We start from the raw sequence: 21,657 nt of genomic DNA, 5'->3' as shown, positions 1-21,657 counted from the left end.
TGAAAAATCTCGTTTTTTTCGACCATTTGATAAACGGAGGGAGTATCGCTTGAAAGATAGGTAAGCGTAAGCAAGGATGACTGCAAAAACTCGCTGAGTTGGCTTGGCATCTTTGAAAAGGGAGGGTGTCAACAGCGCCTTCTGGGAAAAAGGGCGCGATGAACTGAGAGAGCTGTTTGGAGTGAAGATATACCAGTCATGAAAAAAACAAGCCCTCGAGCTTCTTTAACGAAACATCGAGGACTGGAAAAAATTATTCTTTGTCAAAATCAGGCGAAACCGCCTTTTTAATAAATATCGCGGCCAAGAAAGCAATGCAGCTTAAGGCCAGTGCAAACCAATAGGCATGATGAACCCCATGTGTCATCGCTTCATTCATGAGCTGCTCGCCGGCAGCAGCCCCTTTATGTTCAGCCAGAAAACTTTTCTGGCCTTGGTTCATGATGCTCACAAAAACCGAAACACCCAGTGCACCCGCAACAGGCTGTAATGTATTGGAAATCGCCGTTCCATGAGGATATAAGTGCTTTGGCAATTCATTTAATGCATTCGTTTGCGCAGGCATCATGATCGCTGAGATGGACAGCATCAAGATGATATAAACAATGATGAACGACCACATCGGCACCGATGGATTAATTCTGCTAAAGAAAACCATAACGCCGATTAATACGATTGTGCCCGGAATGATCAGTTTTCTCGGCCCGAATTTGTCGAATAAAGCGCCCATAGCAGGCGACATAAGGCCGTTTAACAATGCACCAGGCAAAAGCAATAAACCTGCAGTTTTCGCAGTAAAGCCGAGCGGTCCTTGCAAATACATCGGCATTACGATTTCAGAAGCGAACATCGCCATAATGACAATAACAAAAATGACGACCCCGCGGGTATAATTTTTATAGGCAAACACACGGACATCCAATAGCGGTTCATCCAGCTTTAGCTGACGAAGCACGAATAATACCGAGCTGATCAGGCTGATGGCAATCACAGCAATGATCTTGGCAGAAGCAAATCCGTCCGGATCTTCTCCCGCACTGCTAAATCCGTATACGATTCCCCCGATCCCAATGGTTGAGAGAATGATCGATAAAAAATCCGCACGCGGGCGTGTCACTTCACCGACATTTTGCAAATATTTCATCGCAAAGAGGATTGAAAATATCGCAAAAGGGATTACAATGATGAATAGCCAGCGCCAGCCGAGAAGATCAACAATGACGCCTGATAAAGTAGGGCCGATAGCAGGGGCAAACATGATCACAAGCCCGAACGTTCCCATAATTTTCCCTCGGACTTCCGGCCGATAAAGTAAAAGCAAAGCATTCATAATGATAGGGATTAACAGCCCTGTACCGACAGCCTGTATCATGCGTCCGGTCAAAAGCATCGGAAAATTCACCGCACAAGCAGCAATCACTGTCCCGAATAAAAACACCGTCATGACACCGATAAACATTTGTCTTGTCGTAAACCATTGAATCAATAATGCAGAAACAGGCATTAAAATACCCATGACAAGCATAAACCCGGTAGCTAACCATTGAACTGTCGGGGCATCAACGCCAAATACCGTCATTAACTCTGTTAAAGCGATATTCAGCAAGGTTTCGTTTAATATTGCAAAAAATGCACCAATCATAAAGGTGATAAGTATCGCCTTGGAATTAAACTTTTTTTCCATATCAAACCTCCTGTAATGACAATTTACCCAAAAAACCAAGAATTAAATATTGATCATATGCAGGACATCCTGAAAATCAACGTTTGCTAAAGATGAATTCAGGTTCCTCATTTATTTTTGTGGTTTCTATCTTATCTGTTTACGTGTCTCCACCGCCATTTATATATTTTTTCCTTATGATTGGCAACTATATGAGTATACTCGGTCTTTCCCATATTTACAATAATTTTGTCAACTTGCTTTTTTTTACATTGGTGAATGCATGAAGTATTAAGGCCAAATGTCATATAAGCAATTTTTTAAGACAAGAAGTTATGATCACAAATGTCATTCGAGGCGCCCAATAAATATAAAACAGCCGGCGAATCGGAACTGAAAAGGTTCCACGCCGGCTTTCAAATCAAAAAATAGACCACAAAAAGGCCGGATTTTTAGTTATCCGGTAAACAAAAAATAAATTCTCTGCCGCGCCTCCTTTTTCCTCTCGCATATTGAAAGATGAGGATTTAGAAGGGAAAGGAGGAAAGCCGCAGCCAATGACGATCTAACTGCAAGTCGTTACATTTGCAAACGAGCATTTTAGTTCTCTATAATTTAAAGGTGCTATACATACAGAAAGGAAGTTTTTCAGATGCAATCTTTACAAAACAAAACAGCTCTTATTACAGGAGGGGGCAGGGGAATTGGCCGTGCCACTGCAATTGCCCTTGCAAAAGAAGGCGTTCATATCGGTCTGGTCGGACGTACAGCAGCCAATCTTGAAAAAGCGGCTGAAGAATTGAAGGCTTTCGGCGTGAAAGTGTCTGTTGCCGCAGCAGATGTAAAAGATTTAAAAGCGGTAGAAAGCGCAGTTCAGTTTGTTCAAGAGGAGCTCGGACAGATTGATATTCTCATTAATAATGCAGGTATTGGCGGATTTGCAGGCTTCCTTGAGCAGTCCCCTGAAGAGTGGGAGAACATTATCCAAGTCAACCTGATGGGCGTATACAATGTGACCCGTGCCGTTCTGCCTGATATGATGGAGCGGCAAGCAGGGGATATCATTAATATTTCGTCAACAGCGGGCCAAAGAGGAGCAGCCGGAACGAGTGCCTACAGCGCATCTAAATTCGCCGTTCTTGGACTGACCGAATCGTTAATGCAGGAAGTCAGAAAGCATAACATCCGTGTAAGCGCACTTACGCCAAGCACTGTCGCGACAGATTTGGCCATCGATTCCAAATTAACAGACGGCAATCCGGAACGGGTTATGCAGCCTGAAGATCTTGCCGAATACATGGTCGCTCAGCTTAAATTGCACCCGCGCATTTTCATTAAATCCGCAGGCATGTGGTCTACAAATCCTTAAGTCACACAGAAGGGACGGGCATCTATAGCTCGTCCCTTTTTTGCTATGATAAAAGCTGGACTGGCAGGCGGCGAACGCCGAATACAAAAGGGCTTTGAATCGCTACGAGCTCCTCTGATTGCTCTCTTTCAATCCGAAAATGCCGCAGCAGATATGACAGTGCGACCTTCGCTTCCAGACGAGCGAGAGGGGCCCCAAGGCAAAAATGAATGCCAAAGCCGAAGCTCATGTGTGGATTTGATTTGCGGTCAAGCTTAAACGTATCAGGGTCGTCAAATTTCGTTTCATCCCGGTTAGCTGAAGCGACCCAGCTGATCACAGTAGAGCCTTTTGCAATCGGGACGCCTCTGATTTCAATGTCTTCAGCTGCAACACGTCCGATCGCCTGTACAGGCGGATAATAACGAAGCGTTTCTTCAACGAGCTGAGGGACGAGTGACAGGTCGTTTCTGACGGTTTCCTGCACCTTTTCATCTTCCGTTAAATAGCGGGCCGCATTGGCGATTAAATTGGTTGTCGTTTCATTGCCTGCAACTAACAGGAGCGTGCAAAAGCTAAGCAGTTCGGCTTCCGTCAATTTTTCACCGTCCACTTCGGCTTTTATCAAAAGGGAAATTAAATCTTCTTTCGGTTCGTTTTTTCGTTCATCGATGATGTTTTTAAAGTAGCCGTTTAAAAATTCGCCGCCTTCCTCGCGCTGTTTGTTCATCTGCTTGACGGCTTCATCGGAACTGTCTTTAGCTCCAGAGACCATCATATCAGAGTAATGTTTAAAAATGCGGCGATCTTCCGCCGGGACACCAAGCAGTTCAGCGATGATAATCACCGGAAGCGGGCCGGCCAAATCGTCGACCATGTCAAATGAATCTTTGTCTTTGGCTTCGTCAAGCAGAAAGGCAGTCACTTCTTCGATATGCGGTTCAAGCTGCTTCACCGCTTTTGGCGTGAAAGCCTTATTGACGATCGCCCTCATTTTCGTGTGCTTCGGCGGGTCCATCGTGAGCATGCTCTTTCCCTTCATATCCCCGCCGCGTTTTGAAGAAAAAAGCTTGGGCGTTTTCAGCACATATTGAACATCTTCGTAGGAAAATATATCCCAGCACTCTCGATCATCATCATAGCGCACCGGATTTGTCTTCCGGAGCCGATGATAAACCGAAAACGGAAACAGCTGATCTTCGGCAGAACTTATTTCCTTCATTGGAATCCAATTGGCGTAACGATTTCCGCTTTGCATTGATTTTGTCATGGTCAAATCTCCTTTTTGTATTTATACTGGATAGAATTCCATGAACCGGTTCATAAAATTACGTTATCACTATTTTTATATTATGTTCAACGGACATATTATGAAAAAATTGTCAATTGGACGGAAGTAGCCTTTTGAAAAAGGGAGAAAAAGCAGAGACTGCTATATGCAAATAAGACTTTTTAAGTAAGGGAAAGTGACAGATCATACATGGAATCTATTTACATTTCGAGAGATAGCTGCTACATTTAAAACAGCATCACACTTTGAGAGATGAAAGGAATGATAGCGCTTACAAATTGATAGCAAAGTAGATCCGTAAAGAAAGCCTCGGACTGTTTTTCATTATGAATAGTTAAAGGAGACGATAGTAATGAAAACAAATGTTTCAAAGAGGTATTCAGAGTCTTTTAACGAGAGAACCGCAGGAGGTACATCGGTAACAACAGAACGGAGAGCGGCCGCTGAGAAAGTGCCGAAGTTTACCGCAAATCCATTTGCATTGGGCGTCTCATCCGGCGAACCTCTTCCTGACGGTGTTGTGCTTTGGACCCGTCTCGTTCCTGAACCGCTTGGACCGCAGGGAGGCATGCCTCCGGAAGATGTGACGGTAAAATGGGAAGTCGCCCGCGACAGCGGCTTTCGGGAAATCGTCAAACAGGGAGAGAAGGTCGCCAAGCGGGAGTATGCCCATTCTGTTCACGTTGAAGTAGAAGGGCTTGAACCTGACAGCATTTATTATTATCGTTTTCATGCCGGGTATGAAACCAGTCAAATCGGCCGCACAAAAACGCTTCCTCTGCCATCTGCCAAAATGGATCACCTTGCATTTGCATTTGTTTCCTGCCAGCATTTTGAAGAAGGATATTACACCGCGTACCGCCGGCTCGCCGAAGAAAGCCTGGACTTTGTTTTGCATTTAGGCGATGCGATTTATGAATATGGGCCCGGGACTGCCGCTAAGAATGTCCGGCTTCATAAAGGCGCGGAGACCTTGACGCTTGAAGACTACAGAACGCGTCACGCTCAATATTTATATGATGCCGACTACCAGCGGGCCCGCGCGCTGTTTCCGTGGATTGTGACATGGGACGACCATGACGTGGAAAACAATTATGCCGGACTCATCCCCGAAAAAAATCAATCTCCTGATCGCTTTACCCTGCGCCGTGCAAGTGCGTACCAAGCCTATTTTGAACATATGCCGCTCAGACAATCGTCGATTCCAAGAGGCGCGGAGATGAGCATGTATCGCCGAGTCACATATGGCGATTTAGCCGAGTTTCATATCCTCGACACGCGGCAATACCGCGACGACCAGGCCAATAATGACGGCAATAAGCCCCCGAGTTTTGATTCAACAGACCCTTCAAGAACCATTTTAGGACAAGAGCAGAAAAGATGGCTTTATGACGGGCTGCGCCGCTCACAGTCGATTTGGAATGTGCTCGCCCAGCAAGTCTTTTTTTCACAAGTCGACCATCAAGCAGGCGAAGTGAAAATTTTGCCGATGGATGGGTGGGACGGATATTCCGCTGAACGAAACGAGGTTGTCGAGTTTTTACAGAAACAGCATATCTCCAATCCGATCGTCCTTACCGGTGATGTGCATACCAATTGGGTATTTGACATCAAAAGCGACTTTGATAACCCAAATTCCACAACGGTGGGCGCTGAATTCGCCGGAACTTCTATAAGCTCGGGGGGAGACCGTGCGAGTTCGTTACATCCTGACATCCTTTACATCGAAAATCCTCATTTGAAATTTTTTAATGATCAGCGCGGCTATGTACGCTGTACGGTTACTCCGCAATATTGGCGGAGCGATTATCGGCTGCTCGATTATGTATCAAGACCGGGCGCGCCGATTACTACTGCCGCTTCATTTATTTGTGAAAATGGACGGCCGGGCATCCGCCGCGTGTCTGAAAATGTGTAATGCAAAAAGGCTGTGCCGAAAAGCGTTTTGAACGCTTACGGCACAGCCTTTTTCTTAACTGACGGCTTCTTCCCGGGAAAACTGGCTGTTATACAAGTCAGCATAAAAACCGTTCTGCCGAAGAAGCTCTTCATGATTTCCTTTTTCAATAATGTCCCCGTTATTCATGACGAGAATCAGATCAGCGTCTTTAATGGTCGAGAGGCGGTGGGCGATCACGAAACTTGTGCGGTTATCCATCAGCTTGTTCATTGCTTTCTGGATATTCATTTCGGTGCGCGTATCAACGCTGCTTGTCGCTTCATCCAAAATTAAAATCTTCGGATCGGCCAATATGGCCCGTGCGATCGTCAGCAGCTGCCTTTGACCTTGTGAAATATTTTGCGCATCCTCGCTCAATATCGTGTCATAACCGTCCGGCAGAGTGCGGATAAAGTCGTCGGCATAGGCTCCTTTTGCCGCCTGAATGATGTCCTCGTCTGTCGCGCTTTCCCGTCCATAAGCGATATTATCGCGAATTGTGCCGTTGAAAAGCCAAGTGTCCTGAAGAACCATCGCAAACATGCTTCTTGCTTGCTCGCGTGACAGTTCATTAAGGTCCATGCCGCCAACCTTGATACTGCCTCTGTTCAATTCGTAAAATCGCATCAGCAAGTTGATAATCGTCGTCTTCCCTGCACCGGTCGGTCCGACGATCGCAATCGTTCGGCCCTCATTGACATCAAGATTTAAATCGCGGATAACCGGCACATTTTCATCATAGCCAAATGCAACATGTTCAAATGAAACATCACCTTTTAATGCTTCAGTATCGACATCGGCAGGGGATTCTTGTTTTTCCTCTTCTTCATCCAAAAGGCTGAAAACCCGTTCTGCCGAAGCGATCGCAGATTGGATTGTGTTTGCGATTCCGGCAGCCTGGACAAGCGGCTGGGAAAACTGCTGTGTGTATTGAATAAAAGCCTGAACGCCCCCGATCAGCAGGGTGCCGTTTAAGACAAAAATTCCGCCCGTAATGCTGACAAAAACATAACCTAGGTTTCCGATGAATGTCATCATCGGCATCATCAGTCCGGAAATGAACTGCGCTTTCCAGCCAGATTGATATAAGCGCTCATTCACTTCATCAAATTGCTGAATCGCTTTTTCCTCATGCCCGAACGCTTTCACTTCCTGATGCCCCGTAAACATTTCCTCAACATGGCCGTTAATTGCGCCAAGCTCATTTTGCTGTGCGCTGAAATGTTTTTGCGAGAAGGATGCGATCAGTCTGACGGCCAGCATGCTGAGCGGAATGGTGATACATACGACAAGCGTCAGCACTGGACTGATGAACAGCATCATCATAATGATTCCGACAATGGTAATCACGGATGTGATCATTTGCGTCAGCGCCTGCTGAAGCGATGTGTTAATGTTATCAATATCGTTCACTGCACGGCTGAGTGTGTCTCCGTGCGAATGTCTGTCATAGTATTTTAAAGGGAGGCGCGCCAGTTTCTCATTGACTTCCTGGCGCATTTCAAATATCGTTTTTTGCGCGACTCCGGCCATGATGTACTGCTGCAAAAATGTAAAGAAAGCCGAAAGGAGATAAAGCCCAGCCAGTATCAACGTAATCCGGCCGAGAAAATCAAACTGAACTCCTGTTCCCTCAGTAAAGCTCGCAAAAAGGGAAGATGTCGCATCCCCAAGAAGCTTTGGACTGATGACATTAAATAAGGTGGCTAAAATCGCTGCGATGATCACCAGCACCAGCTGAGAAGTCCGCGGCTTTAAGTAGCCGGCCAGCCGCAAGAGCGTTTTCTTAAATTCCTTCGGTTTTTCCTGCCGCATGCCTGCGGGCAAAGAGCCTGGGTGTTTTTGTTCTTTTTTAGTCATGCGCTCTCCTCCTCAGCTTGCTGGGATGCGACGATTTCTTGATAAATCTTGTTTTCTGCAAGCAATTGTTGGTGTGTGCCGATTCCGGCTATTTTTCCTTCATTTAAGACGATGATTTGATCAGCTTCCGTAATCGTGCTTACCCTTTGGGCGACAATGATAACAGCGGCGTCGACAGTTGTTTTCTCCAACGCTTTTCTAAGCTTTTGATCTGTTTTATAATCAAGCGCTGAAAAACTGTCGTCAAACAAATAGATTTCCGGTTTTCTGACCAACGTTCGGGCGATCGAAAGCCGCTGCTTTTGTCCGCCTGAAAGGTTAGCGCCGGCTTGCTCAATATAGGAGTCGATTCCGTTTTCTTTGCCTGCTATAAACTCGGAAGCCTGGGCGGTTTCAAGTGCTTCCAAAATGTCTTCGTCTGCCGCATCTTCCTTACCAAAGCGGATATTGTCTTTGATGGTTCCGCTGAATAATGAAGCTTTTTGCGGCACATAGCCGATTTTTTTGCGAAGCTCTTGCTGCGGCATGTTTCTCACATCGATTCCATTGACAAGAACGGCGCCTTTTTCTATATCAAAAAACCTCGGAATCAATTGAAGAATAGTAGTTTTCCCCGCGCCTGTGCTTCCGATAATCGCCGTGGTTTCACCTGGTTTTACTTGAAAAGAAATGTCTTCAAGAACGGGTTTCTCAGCTCCGGCATAACGGAATGTGACATCTTTGAATTCAATATAGCCGTGCAAGCCGTTTTCTTCTGCGGGCTGCTTGGGATCTGTAATTTGAGGATCGATCATCAGCAGTTCATTAATGCGGCTGGCCGACGCTTGAGCCCTCGGAATCATCACGAATGTCATCGCCAGCATGATCAAAGCGATCAAGATCATTGACGCATATTGGAGAAAAGCCATTAAGTTGCCGACCTGCATGCTGCCTTCATCAACCCGAATGCCGCCAAACCAAATGATAGCGATGTTTGTAAAGTTCATCATGATCATCATCACAGGGAAGAGGAACGCCATGATTTTGTTGACGGCAATCCCTGTATCCCGAAATTCTTTGTTCGCTTGCTGGAAGCGCGTTTTTTCTTCATCGACACGATTAAAGGCGCGGATCACACGGACGCCTGTCAATCCTTCACGAAGCACAAGATTGAGGCGGTCCGTCTTTTTTTGCAGGACGCCAAACAGGGGGACGGCCTTTTTTGTGATCAAAAAAATCAGTCCAGCCAGTATCGGAAGAGCCGCCAAAAAGATGATGGACAGCTTGGCGTCCCGGGATACGGCCAGCACAATACCGCCGATCAGCATCAACGGCGCTCTCGTCATCATCGAAAGCATCATATTGAGCACATCTTGCACTTGTTTGACATCGTTTGTGGTTCGGGTGATAAGGGAGGCGGACCCGACTTTCCCAAACTCCTCCATTGAGTAATGTTCAACTTTAACAAACAGCCTGCGCCGTACATCCCTCCCAAAGCCAAGAGCCGTTTTGGATGCGAATAAAGCTTTTCCCACAGTCATGATGATGGCAAGGAGGGAACAAACAATCATCCATACACCGGTTTTCAGGATAAATGCCATATCAGAGTTGACAATTCCGACATCGACAACATCTGCCATCAATGTAGGCAAATAAAGCTCAAGCACACTGCTGAACAGCGTAAACACTGCAACTAGAATCACCTGCAGCTTATAGGGCTTTAAATATTTTAAGAGAGAAATCATTTTTCAACCTTCTTTTCATCTTTTTTTTCACCAAGCTCTAAAAAGTCGGACACTTTATGGATCAAACCGGCGAACTGAGTGCTTTCAGCTCCGCCAAGATAAGCGGCAAGCTGAAAGAACCATTGATTTAGCCCTTTCTTCACTTCGTTTGCTGTTTTTTTTCCTTCATCGGTCAAAAAGATGCGGACAATCCGCCGGTCATCCTGATCCATGCGCCGATAAATCAGCCCTTTTTTATCAAGTCTGTTTAAAAGCTGTGTCGCAAAAGGTGAGGTGACATGCAGAGCCTGGCTGATTTCCGATACCATTTTTCCTTCGCCTCCGGCATTGTCGTCCAGAAACATCAATGCTTTGCCCTCGTTCTTTTTCCAATCTTGAGAAGGGAAAGAGAGTTTCATTTCCGTGTATCGCAGCCTGTTAAACGCATGAATTAATTGCTCAACCGTATCACGGCTGATTTCATCCTTTTTCATAACTGCACCTGCTTTTCGAATTTAATTAAGTAAGTAAGTAAACTAAATGACTATCAACATATTACAAAGAACAACAAAAAAATGTCAACGAAGAACCCTTGTAAAAGGAAGAAACCTGATCGTTTCTACATTCAGATCAGGCTACTCAGTCAATTGAATGAAAAAATCCTTTAGGTCAATGTGGCGAAGATGTCTTGGGGTTTTCTCAGAGCCGACAATGATCATCGGCGCTAAACTATCCGTTTTATAGAGGGAGCCGTGTCCGCCTCCGCCGAGGTGGAGAGGGGATTTTTCAGCGGCAAATTGATAACCCGGTTTCGCATCAGCGACAACATATCGACCGCTGTGGGAATGAAGGACGCTGTAAAGCCGTGCAAGGGCATCAGGGTAATTCCCATACCAGAGGGAAGTCCTGTTTGCTGAAAGATCCAATACAGAGAGATCCCCGCTGATCGTCCAAGATTGTCCGTAAATATCTGTATAGTCTCCATTCGGACGGAAACGGAGCGGTTTTGCAGCCTGTTTCGAATCGGCATACACCCAGCCGTTTTCTTTCCAAGCGGTGAAGCCGATCCGGCCGTCTTTTTTCAATTCTTTAACCGTCTCTTTGACAGACACGTTTTGATCCAAAACATAGATAAAGGCCATTCGATCGTTGACGCCAAACAGCAGCTGGTCCTTTTGTCGTGGACCTTCTATTTTTGCGGTCCGGTAATTTTTAAATAATGAATGAAGTCGGATAACGGCCTTGTCTTTATCACGACCGATCACCGCCTGGCCGCTGTCGCCCATAATCACCCAGACCGCTTGTTCATAAGCGGCACTCCAAGAATCATAAGTGTTTAACATCCGCTGAAGCGCTTTATCCATTTTTTCAAGCCCTTTCATGTCGCTTGGTCCTTTTTTATGAGCATCACGGTCAAAGTCTGGCAAATAGGCTACCGTCAGTGCCGGGAGCTTGCGCTTTTTAATCAAATAAGACAGCTCCTCTGCCGTAAACTTGTCATTTACACCATAGCTCTGCCAAATATGATTGTAGCGGTTATGCGAATTCAGCTGGGCAAACCTGCCGAAGGAAAAGAGCGCCGGACCATTGATACTCATGTTTTCAGGCATCAGCCCAAGACGTCTGAGCGGAGGCGGAATGTTTAAGTCATGTTGATCATCGCCGCGGTAAATAAGTCCATTTATTGAGGCTGACTGTTTTCCTTTCTTTTCTAGATTTTCATGGATCGTTGCCGCGCGCTCATTTAAATGTTTATGATTTAACAAATACATGCCATCCTTGATCGTTTGCTTCACACCGAGCGCAGCGATTTCTTTCTTGTCGCTGCCGTAATTGACGAGCCGATTTTCCTTCTCATTATACCAAACAAGACCGGGGATGCGGTGGACGTGCGGATAGGTTCCTGTCAGGAGGGTGCTGTCAATTGTCACAGACATCGTCGGATAGGCGCTGACGACTTCAGGTTCATACCGGCCATTTTCAAGAAAAAATTGCAGTGCCGGGGTGCGGCCTTCTTTGACGGCTTTTTTCAAAGGCTTATCCATTAAAGAATCAATGATCAACACGATGACGGGCTTTTCTGAAGGCTTGACAGCCGAGCTTTCTTCATTGGTCAGTCCCAGTTTTTCATCACCGGCATTGAGCCATATGACAAATAAAGTAAGCGCACATACGAAAACGATGAGAATGATGATGAGTTTTTTCAAACGGCTTCATTCCTTTATTTCAAGAAATACTGAACACATATTTTGTCATAAGCGCATGAAATATATAGCTGGTAATAGGTTCTAAATCTTTTTGGGCTTCTTTGATACAACCTATAGTTAAAAAGGGGAAGCCTTTTGATTTAGAAGGAGGATCAACGTGAGAAAACAGAAATGGCTGGCCGCACTGGCGATCATTGCGATTGTAGCGGCAATTGGCTTTATCACAATCAGATATCTTGAACCTGAATACGCATACATGCCGCCGAAAGAAAAAGTGATGTCAAAAGAAAAACGCGTATACGGATATGACTTTTGGGGACGATTTGTTTCGAATGAAGAGGCAGAAGGGATGCGGCCTTCTGAAGGTGCTGTAAAGGTTGATGATCAGCTTCTTGATTTGGGACGGGAAACCTTTTATAAAGAAACGTTCGGCAATGAAGTATTTTTAACCGACATCCTCGGACTGACTGACGGTCCGATTACGGTTGCAAATATGACAAAAGCCATTGCAGCGTTAAAAGGAAAAGGGACGACAAACTTACAGGTCGAACTGGCAAAAACGGCGACCGTCGGGGGAAAGACGTTTAAAAAGGGCGAGAAGATTGATACCGGAATCGATGTGCCAAAAGGGGCCTACGCACCTTTAGGCATGCCTGTGAAATATGCCGGCGGAAAAGTAAAAGTCGGCATCAGCTGCGCCGCCTGCCATGCCACAACAGATCCAAAAACGATGAAGGTGATCGAAGGGGTGACGAACCCGGATTTAAACACCGGACTGATGCTTGCGCTCGCGACAAACTCAGCCGCTTATTTTACACATGCTGAAATGGCAAGCATTAAACAATATATTCATGACAAGAGCCCTGTGATCACTCGAGCAAACGGAAAAAAAGAACGCCTCCCTGATCCTGATCAGCTTGAAGATGCAGTCGATCGGGTGTTTCTCAAATGGCCGAGGGGATTTTTCGATTCAACGATCGATATGAAAAGCAATCCAACGCAAATACCGGATGCATTTACATTGGGGGATCACCCATACAGCTGGAGCGGAGCCGCAATGGCCGGTCCGTTTAAAGGACTGAGTGTGTTCAGCAATAATGTTCATGCACAGAATTCAGACAGCCTTTCACAGTCTCCGGGAAGCCGAGCGCTCTTTGGAATGAGCGAAGACGTTTACGTGGGGACCATTCTTCAGCGCGCTGCAGATCAAAAATATCGATACGATCCAAAAAAAGGTGAGAATCCTGGCGCTTTTTTTGAAAAAGCCGATCCTACGCCCGGCGTTCCTGGCGTCAATCAAATGATCAAACCGCCAAGCTTTCCGAAGATCACCCTGGCCGCCCCGGACGGCGTGCATGTCGGATCGCCTGACCGAAAAGCGAATGAAGAAAACAACGCGGTTTCCGCTTGGCAAAATACACTGGAACCGCCCGCACCGCCCAAAAACGCCGACAGTCAGACCGTCAAACAAGGAAGAGGCGTTTTTGAGAAAGCAGGCTGTATCTCTTGCCATGCTGGGCGCTATTTGACAAACAACAAAATCATTTCAGCCAAAGAAATCGGAACTGAACCGACAAGAGCGCAATCTTTCAAAAAAACGGAAAAGATATTTGGCAAAAGCCGCATATATGCACCGAATACAGAGGTGCCAATCAGAGAAAAGGCAAAAGTGTTGAAGGTGCCGACGAACAAATTCGATCGAGAGCAAATCAAACTGGCCTGGGCAAAGGACGGATCACCGGGCGGCTATAAGGTTCCAAGCCTCATCGGACTGTATTGGAGCGCACCGTACATGCATGACGGGGGTGCTGCCGTTGGAAGCTCATTGAAGGAAGCAGGCATACCCGAGACGCTGGCTAAAGGAAAACCGGCCGATCCCTACAACAGCTTGCTGTCCATGATCGACAGGGATTTAAGACAGCGGGTGATCGAAAGCAATTCAGCTTCCCGGGATTTACAAACCGTCAGAGTGACAGGAAAAGGGCATGAATTCTGGGTCGATGACAAAAATGGCTTTTCTGAAAAGGAACAAAAAGCTTTAATCGACTATTTATTGAGTGTCGACAAGCCGGAAAATAAATGAGAGAGCCGAGATTGATTGAAACAAAATCCTAAAACTTTAAACTGTTTTAGGATTTTGTCATTCTTTAAGGCGGCTTTTTTTAAAATCCGCTAATCGCAACAACGCTCGGCCGCGGCATATGGTCATCTTTGCGGTGAGGCCACATGCTTGTCGGATTGGCAAGGTTGGCAGTTTCTTCACCAGGGTGCTGAACTGAAAGAAACAGCGTTTTTTCGTCTGGCGTAAAGCAAGGTCCGGTTAATTCGGCATCCACAGGCGCCGAAGCAAATTGAAAAGCTTCGCCTTCCTGTTTGCCGTCTGTCGGAATGACAAACACGCCATTGTTCCCAAAAGGCTTCCAGATGGCGGTATTGATACTGCTGCTTGAAATGTCTGTGACTGTCCAAAGGTTGCCATCCTCATCAAACGTCAAGTTATCCGGCGCACTGAAACCGTTTTGAATGCCGCCGGCAGCAAAGATTGCAAACTGGAATTCCATTGCTCCGTGGTCATCATCTTTCTCATAAAACCTCGTAATATGGCCATGAAAGTTGCCATGCTTGTCATTGTTCGTATGAGCGATGAAAATTGTTCCGTCAAAAGGACTGATCTCTACATCTTCAGGACGGTCAGTCGGTGTTCCGCCAAGCAAAATCGCCGCCTCGTGGCAATTGACAACAACATCTGCCTGCGTTTTAAATTTTTCAAGCAGGGCGCTGTTTCCCCCGGCTTTATTCCGCACAGCTTCAATCGTCAGCGGCACCCATTGGCCTTTGGCAAAGTTTGCAGCATATAATGTGCCTTCTTCCAATAGCTTTGCATTCTTTTTTCCGGCCTTTTGATCATACTTTTCTTTGCTGATGAACTTGTACACGCAGGCATCTTTTTTGTCATCGCCCATATACACAACGACACGGCCGTCCTTGGCAAGGCCCATACACGTATTTTCATGGTTGAATCTGCCGAGCGCTGTGTGTTTGCGGATTTGAAAATCCGGATGAAATGGATCGACTTCTACGACCCAGCCGTAGTGTGTTTGATCCAGTTTGGCTGCCTTTGAAGTCGATTCGAAGTTTTCTTCACAGGTCAACAATGTATTCCACAATGTCCTTCCGCCTGAACAATTGGCAAAAGTCCCCTGAACCTTCACAGCGCCATTCACGGCAGCGCTTCCTTTTGCAGGACCTGTCAGCGCAATTGGCGTCAGCCCAGTGACGCGGCGGGCATATTTCGAAGCAGGATCCATTTTCCAGCGGCCTTTTTCCCGGTGTACTTCAATGACAGAACCGCCTTGATTATACAGCAATGTATTGATTTGTTCCGCTGTGTAGCCGTTCTCTATCGTTTTTCCGAAGATGAACAGGTCTGAAATATACTCATGGTTGACCCATAAAAGTCCGCGGTCTTTTTTGTTTTCCATCGGGAAAAAGAGCGTATAGTCATTGTTATACCCGAAAGTATCGCCTTTCGGATTGATTTTGTCGCCGTATGAGGCGATGACATCGTAACGGTATCCTTTTGGAAGCACCAGCTCGTCCTTTGTCGAAGGCTCAATCGGCGTAAATTTTAAAGGACCGTATTTTGGTTTTTTCAATCGATTGGACTGATGGAACATTCCTTTTGCTTCAGCTGTTTTGACCAATCCGTCAAGTCCGGTCCCGGCTGCGGCCAATGCGGCTGTTCCTGTTCCGAGATAGGTTAAAAACTTGCGGCGGTTTAATACAGGAGACATATGTAAACACCTCATTCTAATAGATTTGCTTCTATGGTAAAGGAAAAGTGTTAAGCTTAATTTAATGGAATATGAAGTGTTTGAAAATTCAGCATCATATCTTTAAATGAATCATATACATTTAAGATGCGTCTATTAGAAGGAATGTGAAGAAGAAGAAAGACTGAAATTCTGACATTAAATTTGTTTCATGATAAAATAAAATCAGCCAAGCTATCCGCCCGGCTGATGCAAACCCCTCTATTGATATTGCTGAAGCCGTGAGAAGAATTTCTTTACAAACTGATAAAAATCTTTTGCAGAAGGGGAAAGCTCTCTGTTTTTTGGTGCAATGATTCCGACTGTCCGCTTCACTTGAGGATAATCAATCGGAATTTTCCTTGTGAAACGGGGAGTCGTCTCATTAAAGGCGGTTTCCGGCAAAAGCGTGACTCCCATATCTGCTGAAACCAGCCCTTTGATCGCATCCAAGTCTTCTCCCTCAGACGAAATTTTCGGTGTATACCCCACTTGTTTGCACGCGTCAACAGCCATTTTGCGAAGGATGAACCCATCCGGAAACAGCACATATTGATCATTTCTGAGATCGCCCAGATGCAGGCTTTTTTGTCCCGAAAGCGGATGATTGACCGGAACGAGGGCAAAAAGGCTTTCCGTAAACAAAATGTCTCCTTTAATGTCAGGATTGTTCGTCGGAACAGGACCGAGAAAGGCTAAATCAATATCCCTGGTTTTTACCGCTTCAATTAAAAATTTATATGATCCTTGTCTTAGAAGAAAAGCGACATTTGGATGCTCCTCTTTAAACGCGGAAATGACGGTCGGGAGAAACTGACTTGCAAGGCTAGTCGGAAAGCCGATTTTGACGGTTCCTCTGTCAGGATCTAAATACTCATCGATTTGTTCCTTCGCAAAATCGATCGCTTTCATCGCGGTTTTAATGTGATCCAAAAACTGCTTTCCGATCGGGGTCAATTTGACATTGCGGCCTTCGCGCTCAAATAAATCGACGCCGAGCTCTTCTTCCAGGTTGGCAATCTGCCTGCTGATCGCCGACTGAGCGACGTGAAGATGCATGGCGGCTTCTGATACGTGCTCTCTTTCTGCAACTTCCATAAAGTAATGTAATTGGCGTAATTCCATCGTGTTTCACCTGCTTATCTCAAAATGAGATTGTTTTAATCTAAATTATATATTGTTTGTATAGATTTGAAAACCTACAATGGGATTAGAGTTTGTAAGATTTTAGACCGGGGATAAAACGGGAAAAATGAACGGGGGAGAGGAACTATGACTTATAATCAACTACCGAAAGCACAAGGTCTCTACCGTCCTGAATTTGAACATGATGCATGCGGAATTGGTCTTTATGCTCACTTAAAAGGCCTTCCTACTCATGATATTGTCAAAAAAGGATTGCAAATGCTTTGTCAGCTAGACCACCGGGGCGGTCAGGGCAGTGATCCGCATACCGGAGACGGAGCAGGGATCATGATGCAGATTCCTGATGCTTTTTTCAAAAAAGCTTGTTCTGATTTTCACTTGCCTGAAAAAGGGCGCTACGGCGTAGGCATGGTCTTCTTTTCAAAAGATGACGGCGAGCGCGGGCAAATTGAAGCACACATGAATCAGCTGATCGAACAAGAAGGACAGTCAGTGCTCGGATGGCGAACTGTACCAATAAATGTCGGAAAAATCGGAACAGTCGCACAGGAAAGCGCACCTGTCGTCCGTCAGGTTTTTATCGGTGCAGGCGAACAGATCAAAGACAATTTGGCGTTCGAACGCAAATTGTATATCATCCGCAAACAAGCGGAAAACTGGGCGCATGAACGAGAAAAGTCATTTTATGTTGTCAGCCTTTCCAGCAATACGATCGTCTATAAAGGGCTCCTGACACCTGAGCAGGTTGATGCATTTTATGAAGATTTGCAGGATGAAGCCTTCGTCTCAGCGTTTGCACTTGTTCATTCCCGTTTCAGCACAAACACGTTTCCGAGCTGGGAACGGGCTCACCCAAACCGCTATCTCATCCACAACGGAGAAATCAATACGCTCCGCGGCAATATGAACTGGATGAAAGCGAGAGAACAGCAATTTGTATCTGAAGCGTTCGGAGACGACCTGCCGAAAGTTCTTCCGATCCTTGATGAAAACGGAAGCGATTCTTCCATATTGGATAACGCTTTTGAATTCTTTGTATTGGCCGGGAGAAAACCGGCTCATGCAGCCATGATGCTGATTCCTGAGCCGTGGAACGAAAATCCTTATATGTCAAAAGAAAAGAAAGCATTTTACGAATACCACAGCTCTTTAATGGAGCCATGGGACGGTCCTACAGCGATCTCGTTTACAAATGGAAAGCAGATCGGAGCGATTCTTGACCGGAACGGACTCAGACCTGCCCGTTATTATGTGACAAAAGACGATTACATCATTTTTTCTTCTGAGGTCGGCGTCATTGACGTTGAACAGGAAAATGTTTTATATAAAGACCGCCTTGATCCGGGAAAAATGCTCCTCGTTGATCTTGAAGAAGGACGAATTATCTCTGATGAAGAGGTCAAATCCGAAATCGCCGGAGAATTTCCATACCAGGAATGGCTCAGCAAAGAGCTGGTCCATGTCAGCAATGACATTCAGGAAGAAAAACCGGTGCCAGACCTTTTAACGCGCCAAAAAGCGTTCGGCTACACGTATGAGGATATTCATAAATATTTAATTCCTGTCATTACAGAAGGAAAAGATCCGCTCGGTTCAATGGGTAATGATGTCCCTCTTGCGGTTTTATCTGACCGGCCGCAATCGCTGTTTAATTATTTCAAACAGCTCTTTGCCCAAGTCACCAACCCGCCGATTGATGCGATCCGCGAGCAGATCGTCACATCAACTTTGACATGGCTCGGAGCGGAAGGCGATATTCTTCATCCGAATGAAAGCAGCTGCCGCAGGATTAAACTGTATACACCTGTATTAACAAATGCACAGTTCAACTCCCTGAGGGGGCTCGTGCACCAGAACTTTAAAAGCAAAACGATTCACACGCTTTTTACAGATGACTTGAAAAACGGACTTGAAGATATGTTTAAAGAGGCCGACAGAGCGATTGCTGAAGGTGTAACACTGCTTATTTTATCCGACCGCAAGATGGACGGACAAAAAACGCCGATTCCTGCACTTCTTGCTGTGAGTGCTCTGCATCAATATTTGGTTCGTGCAGGAAAACGCACGAAAGTCAGCATCATCGCCCAATCAGGCGAAGCAAGGGAAGTCCATCATTTTGCCGCGTTAATCGGTTATGGCGCAGATGCGATCCATCCGTATTTGACATATGCGACTTACAAGCAGGCGATTGAAGACGGAGCTCTTTCAATCAGCTATGAAGAAGCCGTGACAAAATACAGCAAAAGCGTAACCGAAGGCGTCGTTAAAGTTATGTCCAAAATGGGCATTTCGACTGTGCAAAGTTACCGCGGCGCGCAAATTTTCGAAGCGGTCGGCATCAGCAGGGACGTAATCGATCAATACTTTACCGGAACGGCCTCACAGCTCGGCGGCATCGGATTGGACACGATCGCTGAAGAAGCGCAGCGCCGCCACCGGGAAGCGTACAGAGACACATTCAGCGAAACGCTTGATTCAGGAAGTGATTTCCAATGGAGGAAAGGCGGCGAACATCACGCTTTTAATCCAAAAACGATCCATACCCTGCAATGGGCGTGCCGCAAAGGTGATTACAGCCTGTTTAAGCAATATTCAAAAGCGGCGGATGAAGAAAGAATCGGATTTTTGCGCAATCTCTTTTCATTTGATGAAAAGAGGAAGCCGCTGCCGCTTGAAGAAGTCGAATCGGTTGAATCGATTGTGCGCCGTTTTAAAACCGGCGCCATGTCATTCGGTTCTTTAAGCAAGGAAGCTCATGAAGCGCTGGCGATTGCAATGAACCGTCTAGGCGGAAAAAGCAACAGCGGGGAAGGCGGAGAAGACCCGCGGCGCTTTATTCCAGATGCGAGCGGTGACAACCGCCGCAGCGCCATTAAGCAGATCGCATCAGGCCGCTTCGGTGTCAAAAGCCACTACCTTGTCAATGCTGATGAACTGCAAATTAAAATGGCTCAAGGAGCCAAACCTGGAGAAGGCGGACAGCTTCCCGGAAATAAAGTGTACCCATGGGTTGCCAATGTTCGCGGTTCAACGCCCGGCGTCGGTTTGATTTCACCGCCGCCGCACCATGATATCTACTCGATTGAAGACTTGGCCCAGCTGATTCATGATTTGAAAAACGCTAACCGCGATGCACGGATCAGTGTTAAGCTCGTTTCAAAAGCAGGCGTCGGCACGATCGCAGCCGGTGTTGCAAAAGCGACGGCTGATGTCATCGTCATCAGCGGATATGACGGCGGAACCGGAGCATCTCCGAAAACGAGTATTAAGCATACCGGACTTCCTTGGGAGCTCGGTCTTGCTGAAGCACACCAAACGTTGATGCTGAACGGTTTGCGCCAGCGCGTTGTATTGGAGACAGACGGCAAATTAATGACCGGCAGAGATGTCGTCATGGCCGCGCTTTTAGGCGCCGAAGAATTCGGTTTTGCTACAGCGCCGCTCGTCGTCCTTGGATGCGTCATGATGAGGGCATGCCATTTGGATACATGCCCTGTCGGGGTGGCGACGCAAAACCCTGAACTTCGCAAAAAGTTTATGGGCGACCCTGACCATATCGTCCATTATATGCGCTTTGTCGCCGAAGAAGTGCGCGAGCTGATGGCGCAGCTCGGCTTCAGAACAGTTGATGAAATGGTGGGACGCACCGATGTCCTCCGCGTCAGCGAACGCGCCAAAGCACATTGGAAAGCGAGTCAATTGGATTTATCCAACCTGCTTCATCAGGCAAAAGGCGCACGTACATTCCGGACGCCGCAAAATCATAAAATCGATGAATCTCTTGATGTCACCGAGATTTTACCGGCAGTCAAAACAGCGATTGAAGACGGCATTCCGACGGAGGCATCATTTGAGATCCGCAACATCAACCGTGTGACAGGCGCCATTACCGGAAGCGAAATTTCCAAGCGCTACGGTGAAGAAGGACTGCCTGACGATACGATCAAACTGCGCTTTACAGGCTCAGCCGGCCAAAGCTTCGGGGCGTTTGTGCCGAAGGGGATGTCGCTTTACTTGACGGGAGATGCCAATGACTATATCGGCAAGGGCTTGTCCGGCGGAAAAATCGCCGTCAAAGCTCCTCGCGAATTCAATCCTGCTTTCCGTGAAAATGTCATCGTCGGCAATGTTGCGTTTTACGGTGCGACAAGCGGTGAAGCCTATATCAACGGTCTTGCCGGAGAGCGGTTTGCGGTCAGAAACAGCGGGGTAAACGTTGTGGTCGAAGGAATCGGAGACCATGGACTAGAGTATATGACAGGAGGACGGGTCGCCGTTCTGGGGGATGTCGGCAAAAACTTTGCGGCAGGAATGTCCGGCGGCATCGCTTATGTCTATGCTGAAAACAAAAAAGCATTTAAACGAAAATGCAACCATGAAATGATTGAGTTTGAAACGCTTGAAGCGCCGGAAGAAATAGCAGAGCTGAAAGCGATGGTCGAAAATCATTACCGATACACAGACAGCGCTAAAGCTGCGTCCATACTGGATGATTGGGAAGCAGCGGTCACTCGGTTTGTCAAAGTGATTCCGAAAGACTTCAAGCAAATGATCGAGCGGATAAAAGAACAAAAAGAAGCCGGTTTATCAGATGAAGAAGCGATGATGTACGCATTTGAAGCCGGAACGAAGCAAAAGATTCAAACTTCTGCGGCTGCCTCGTCAAAAGAAGCAGTGGCACAGTAAGA

General features: G+C 46.4%; 12 protein-coding genes. 4 read left to right on the top strand and 8 right to left on the bottom strand.

Annotated elements, in window-relative coordinates:
- Window positions 1-253: 253 nt before the first annotated feature.
- Entirely contained in the window at window positions 254-1,684 is a 1,431-nt protein-coding gene (locus RBH91_RS11495) for an MDR family MFS transporter (RefSeq protein ID WP_307891675.1), read from the bottom strand.
- A gap of 631 nt (window positions 1,685-2,315) precedes the next feature.
- On the opposite strand from RBH91_RS11495, the gene RBH91_RS11490 reads away from it, so the two are divergent.
- Window positions 2,316-3,032: a 3-ketoacyl-ACP reductase gene (locus tag RBH91_RS11490; protein ID WP_307891674.1), complete on the top strand. Its 717-nt coding sequence runs from the start codon at window positions 2,316-2,318 to the stop codon at window positions 3,030-3,032.
- Between the two features lie 43 nt (window positions 3,033-3,075).
- Here RBH91_RS11490 and RBH91_RS11485 read toward each other — a convergent pair whose 3' ends face one another.
- Window positions 3,076-4,269, bottom strand: coding sequence for a cytochrome P450 (locus tag RBH91_RS11485; RefSeq protein ID WP_307894720.1), 1,194 nt, complete (start codon window positions 4,267-4,269; stop codon window positions 3,076-3,078).
- Window positions 4,270-4,654: 385 nt separating this feature from the next.
- Here RBH91_RS11485 and RBH91_RS11480 point away from each other — a divergent pair, with 385 nt between their 5' ends.
- A complete protein-coding gene (locus RBH91_RS11480; protein ID WP_307891673.1) occupies window positions 4,655-6,220 on the top strand; it encodes an alkaline phosphatase D family protein in 1,566 nt (521 codons plus the stop codon).
- A 54-nt stretch (window positions 6,221-6,274) separates the two neighbouring features.
- On the opposite strand, the gene RBH91_RS11475 is transcribed toward RBH91_RS11480, so the two are convergent.
- The 4 genes from RBH91_RS11475 to RBH91_RS11460 all read right to left on the bottom strand — a co-directional run bounded on the left by RBH91_RS11475 (window position 6,275) and on the right by RBH91_RS11460 (window position 12,011).
- Window positions 6,275-8,101, bottom strand: coding sequence for an ABC transporter ATP-binding protein (locus RBH91_RS11475; RefSeq protein ID WP_307891672.1), 1,827 nt, complete (start codon window positions 8,099-8,101; stop codon window positions 6,275-6,277).
- Window positions 8,098-9,825, bottom strand: a complete 1,728-nt coding sequence (locus RBH91_RS11470) for an ABC transporter ATP-binding protein (protein ID WP_307891671.1) — start codon at window positions 9,823-9,825, stop codon at window positions 8,098-8,100. The genes RBH91_RS11475 and RBH91_RS11470 overlap by 4 nt, the downstream gene beginning before the upstream one ends.
- The gene (locus RBH91_RS11465; protein ID WP_307891670.1) at window positions 9,822-10,298 is read right to left on the bottom strand and encodes a MarR family winged helix-turn-helix transcriptional regulator; all 477 of its coding nucleotides are present in this window, start codon (window positions 10,296-10,298) and stop codon (window positions 9,822-9,824) included. The genes RBH91_RS11470 and RBH91_RS11465 overlap by 4 nt, the downstream gene beginning before the upstream one ends.
- A 141-nt stretch (window positions 10,299-10,439) precedes the next feature.
- Entirely contained in the window at window positions 10,440-12,011 is a 1,572-nt protein-coding gene (locus RBH91_RS11460; protein WP_307891669.1) for an alkaline phosphatase family protein, read from the bottom strand.
- Between the two features lie 157 nt (window positions 12,012-12,168).
- Between RBH91_RS11460 and RBH91_RS11455 the strand changes: the two genes are divergently transcribed.
- A complete protein-coding gene (locus RBH91_RS11455) occupies window positions 12,169-14,094 on the top strand; it encodes an electron transport protein (protein ID WP_307891668.1) in 1,926 nt (641 codons plus the stop codon).
- A 79-nt stretch (window positions 14,095-14,173) separates the two neighbouring features.
- On the opposite strand, the gene RBH91_RS11450 is transcribed toward RBH91_RS11455, so the two are convergent.
- Complete coding sequence (locus tag RBH91_RS11450) at window positions 14,174-15,805, bottom strand: PhoX family protein (RefSeq protein WP_307891667.1); 1,632 nt, start codon at window positions 15,803-15,805, stop codon at window positions 14,174-14,176.
- A gap of 240 nt (window positions 15,806-16,045) precedes the next feature.
- Entirely contained in the window at window positions 16,046-16,948 is a 903-nt protein-coding gene (locus tag RBH91_RS11445) for a glutamate biosynthesis transcriptional regulator GltC (RefSeq protein WP_076758391.1), read from the bottom strand.
- A gap of 147 nt (window positions 16,949-17,095) precedes the next feature.
- On the opposite strand from RBH91_RS11445, the gene gltB reads away from it, so the two are divergent.
- Window positions 17,096-21,655: a glutamate synthase large subunit gene (gene gltB / locus RBH91_RS11440; protein WP_307891666.1), complete on the top strand. Its 4,560-nt coding sequence runs from the start codon at window positions 17,096-17,098 to the stop codon at window positions 21,653-21,655.
- Window positions 21,656-21,657: the final 2 nt, after the last annotated feature.

This window comes from Bacillus swezeyi, from assembly GCF_030908325.1.
Lineage (GTDB): Bacteria > Bacillota > Bacilli > Bacillales > Bacillaceae > Bacillus > Bacillus swezeyi.
This window is presented reverse-complemented; position numbering and strand designations above follow the sequence as displayed.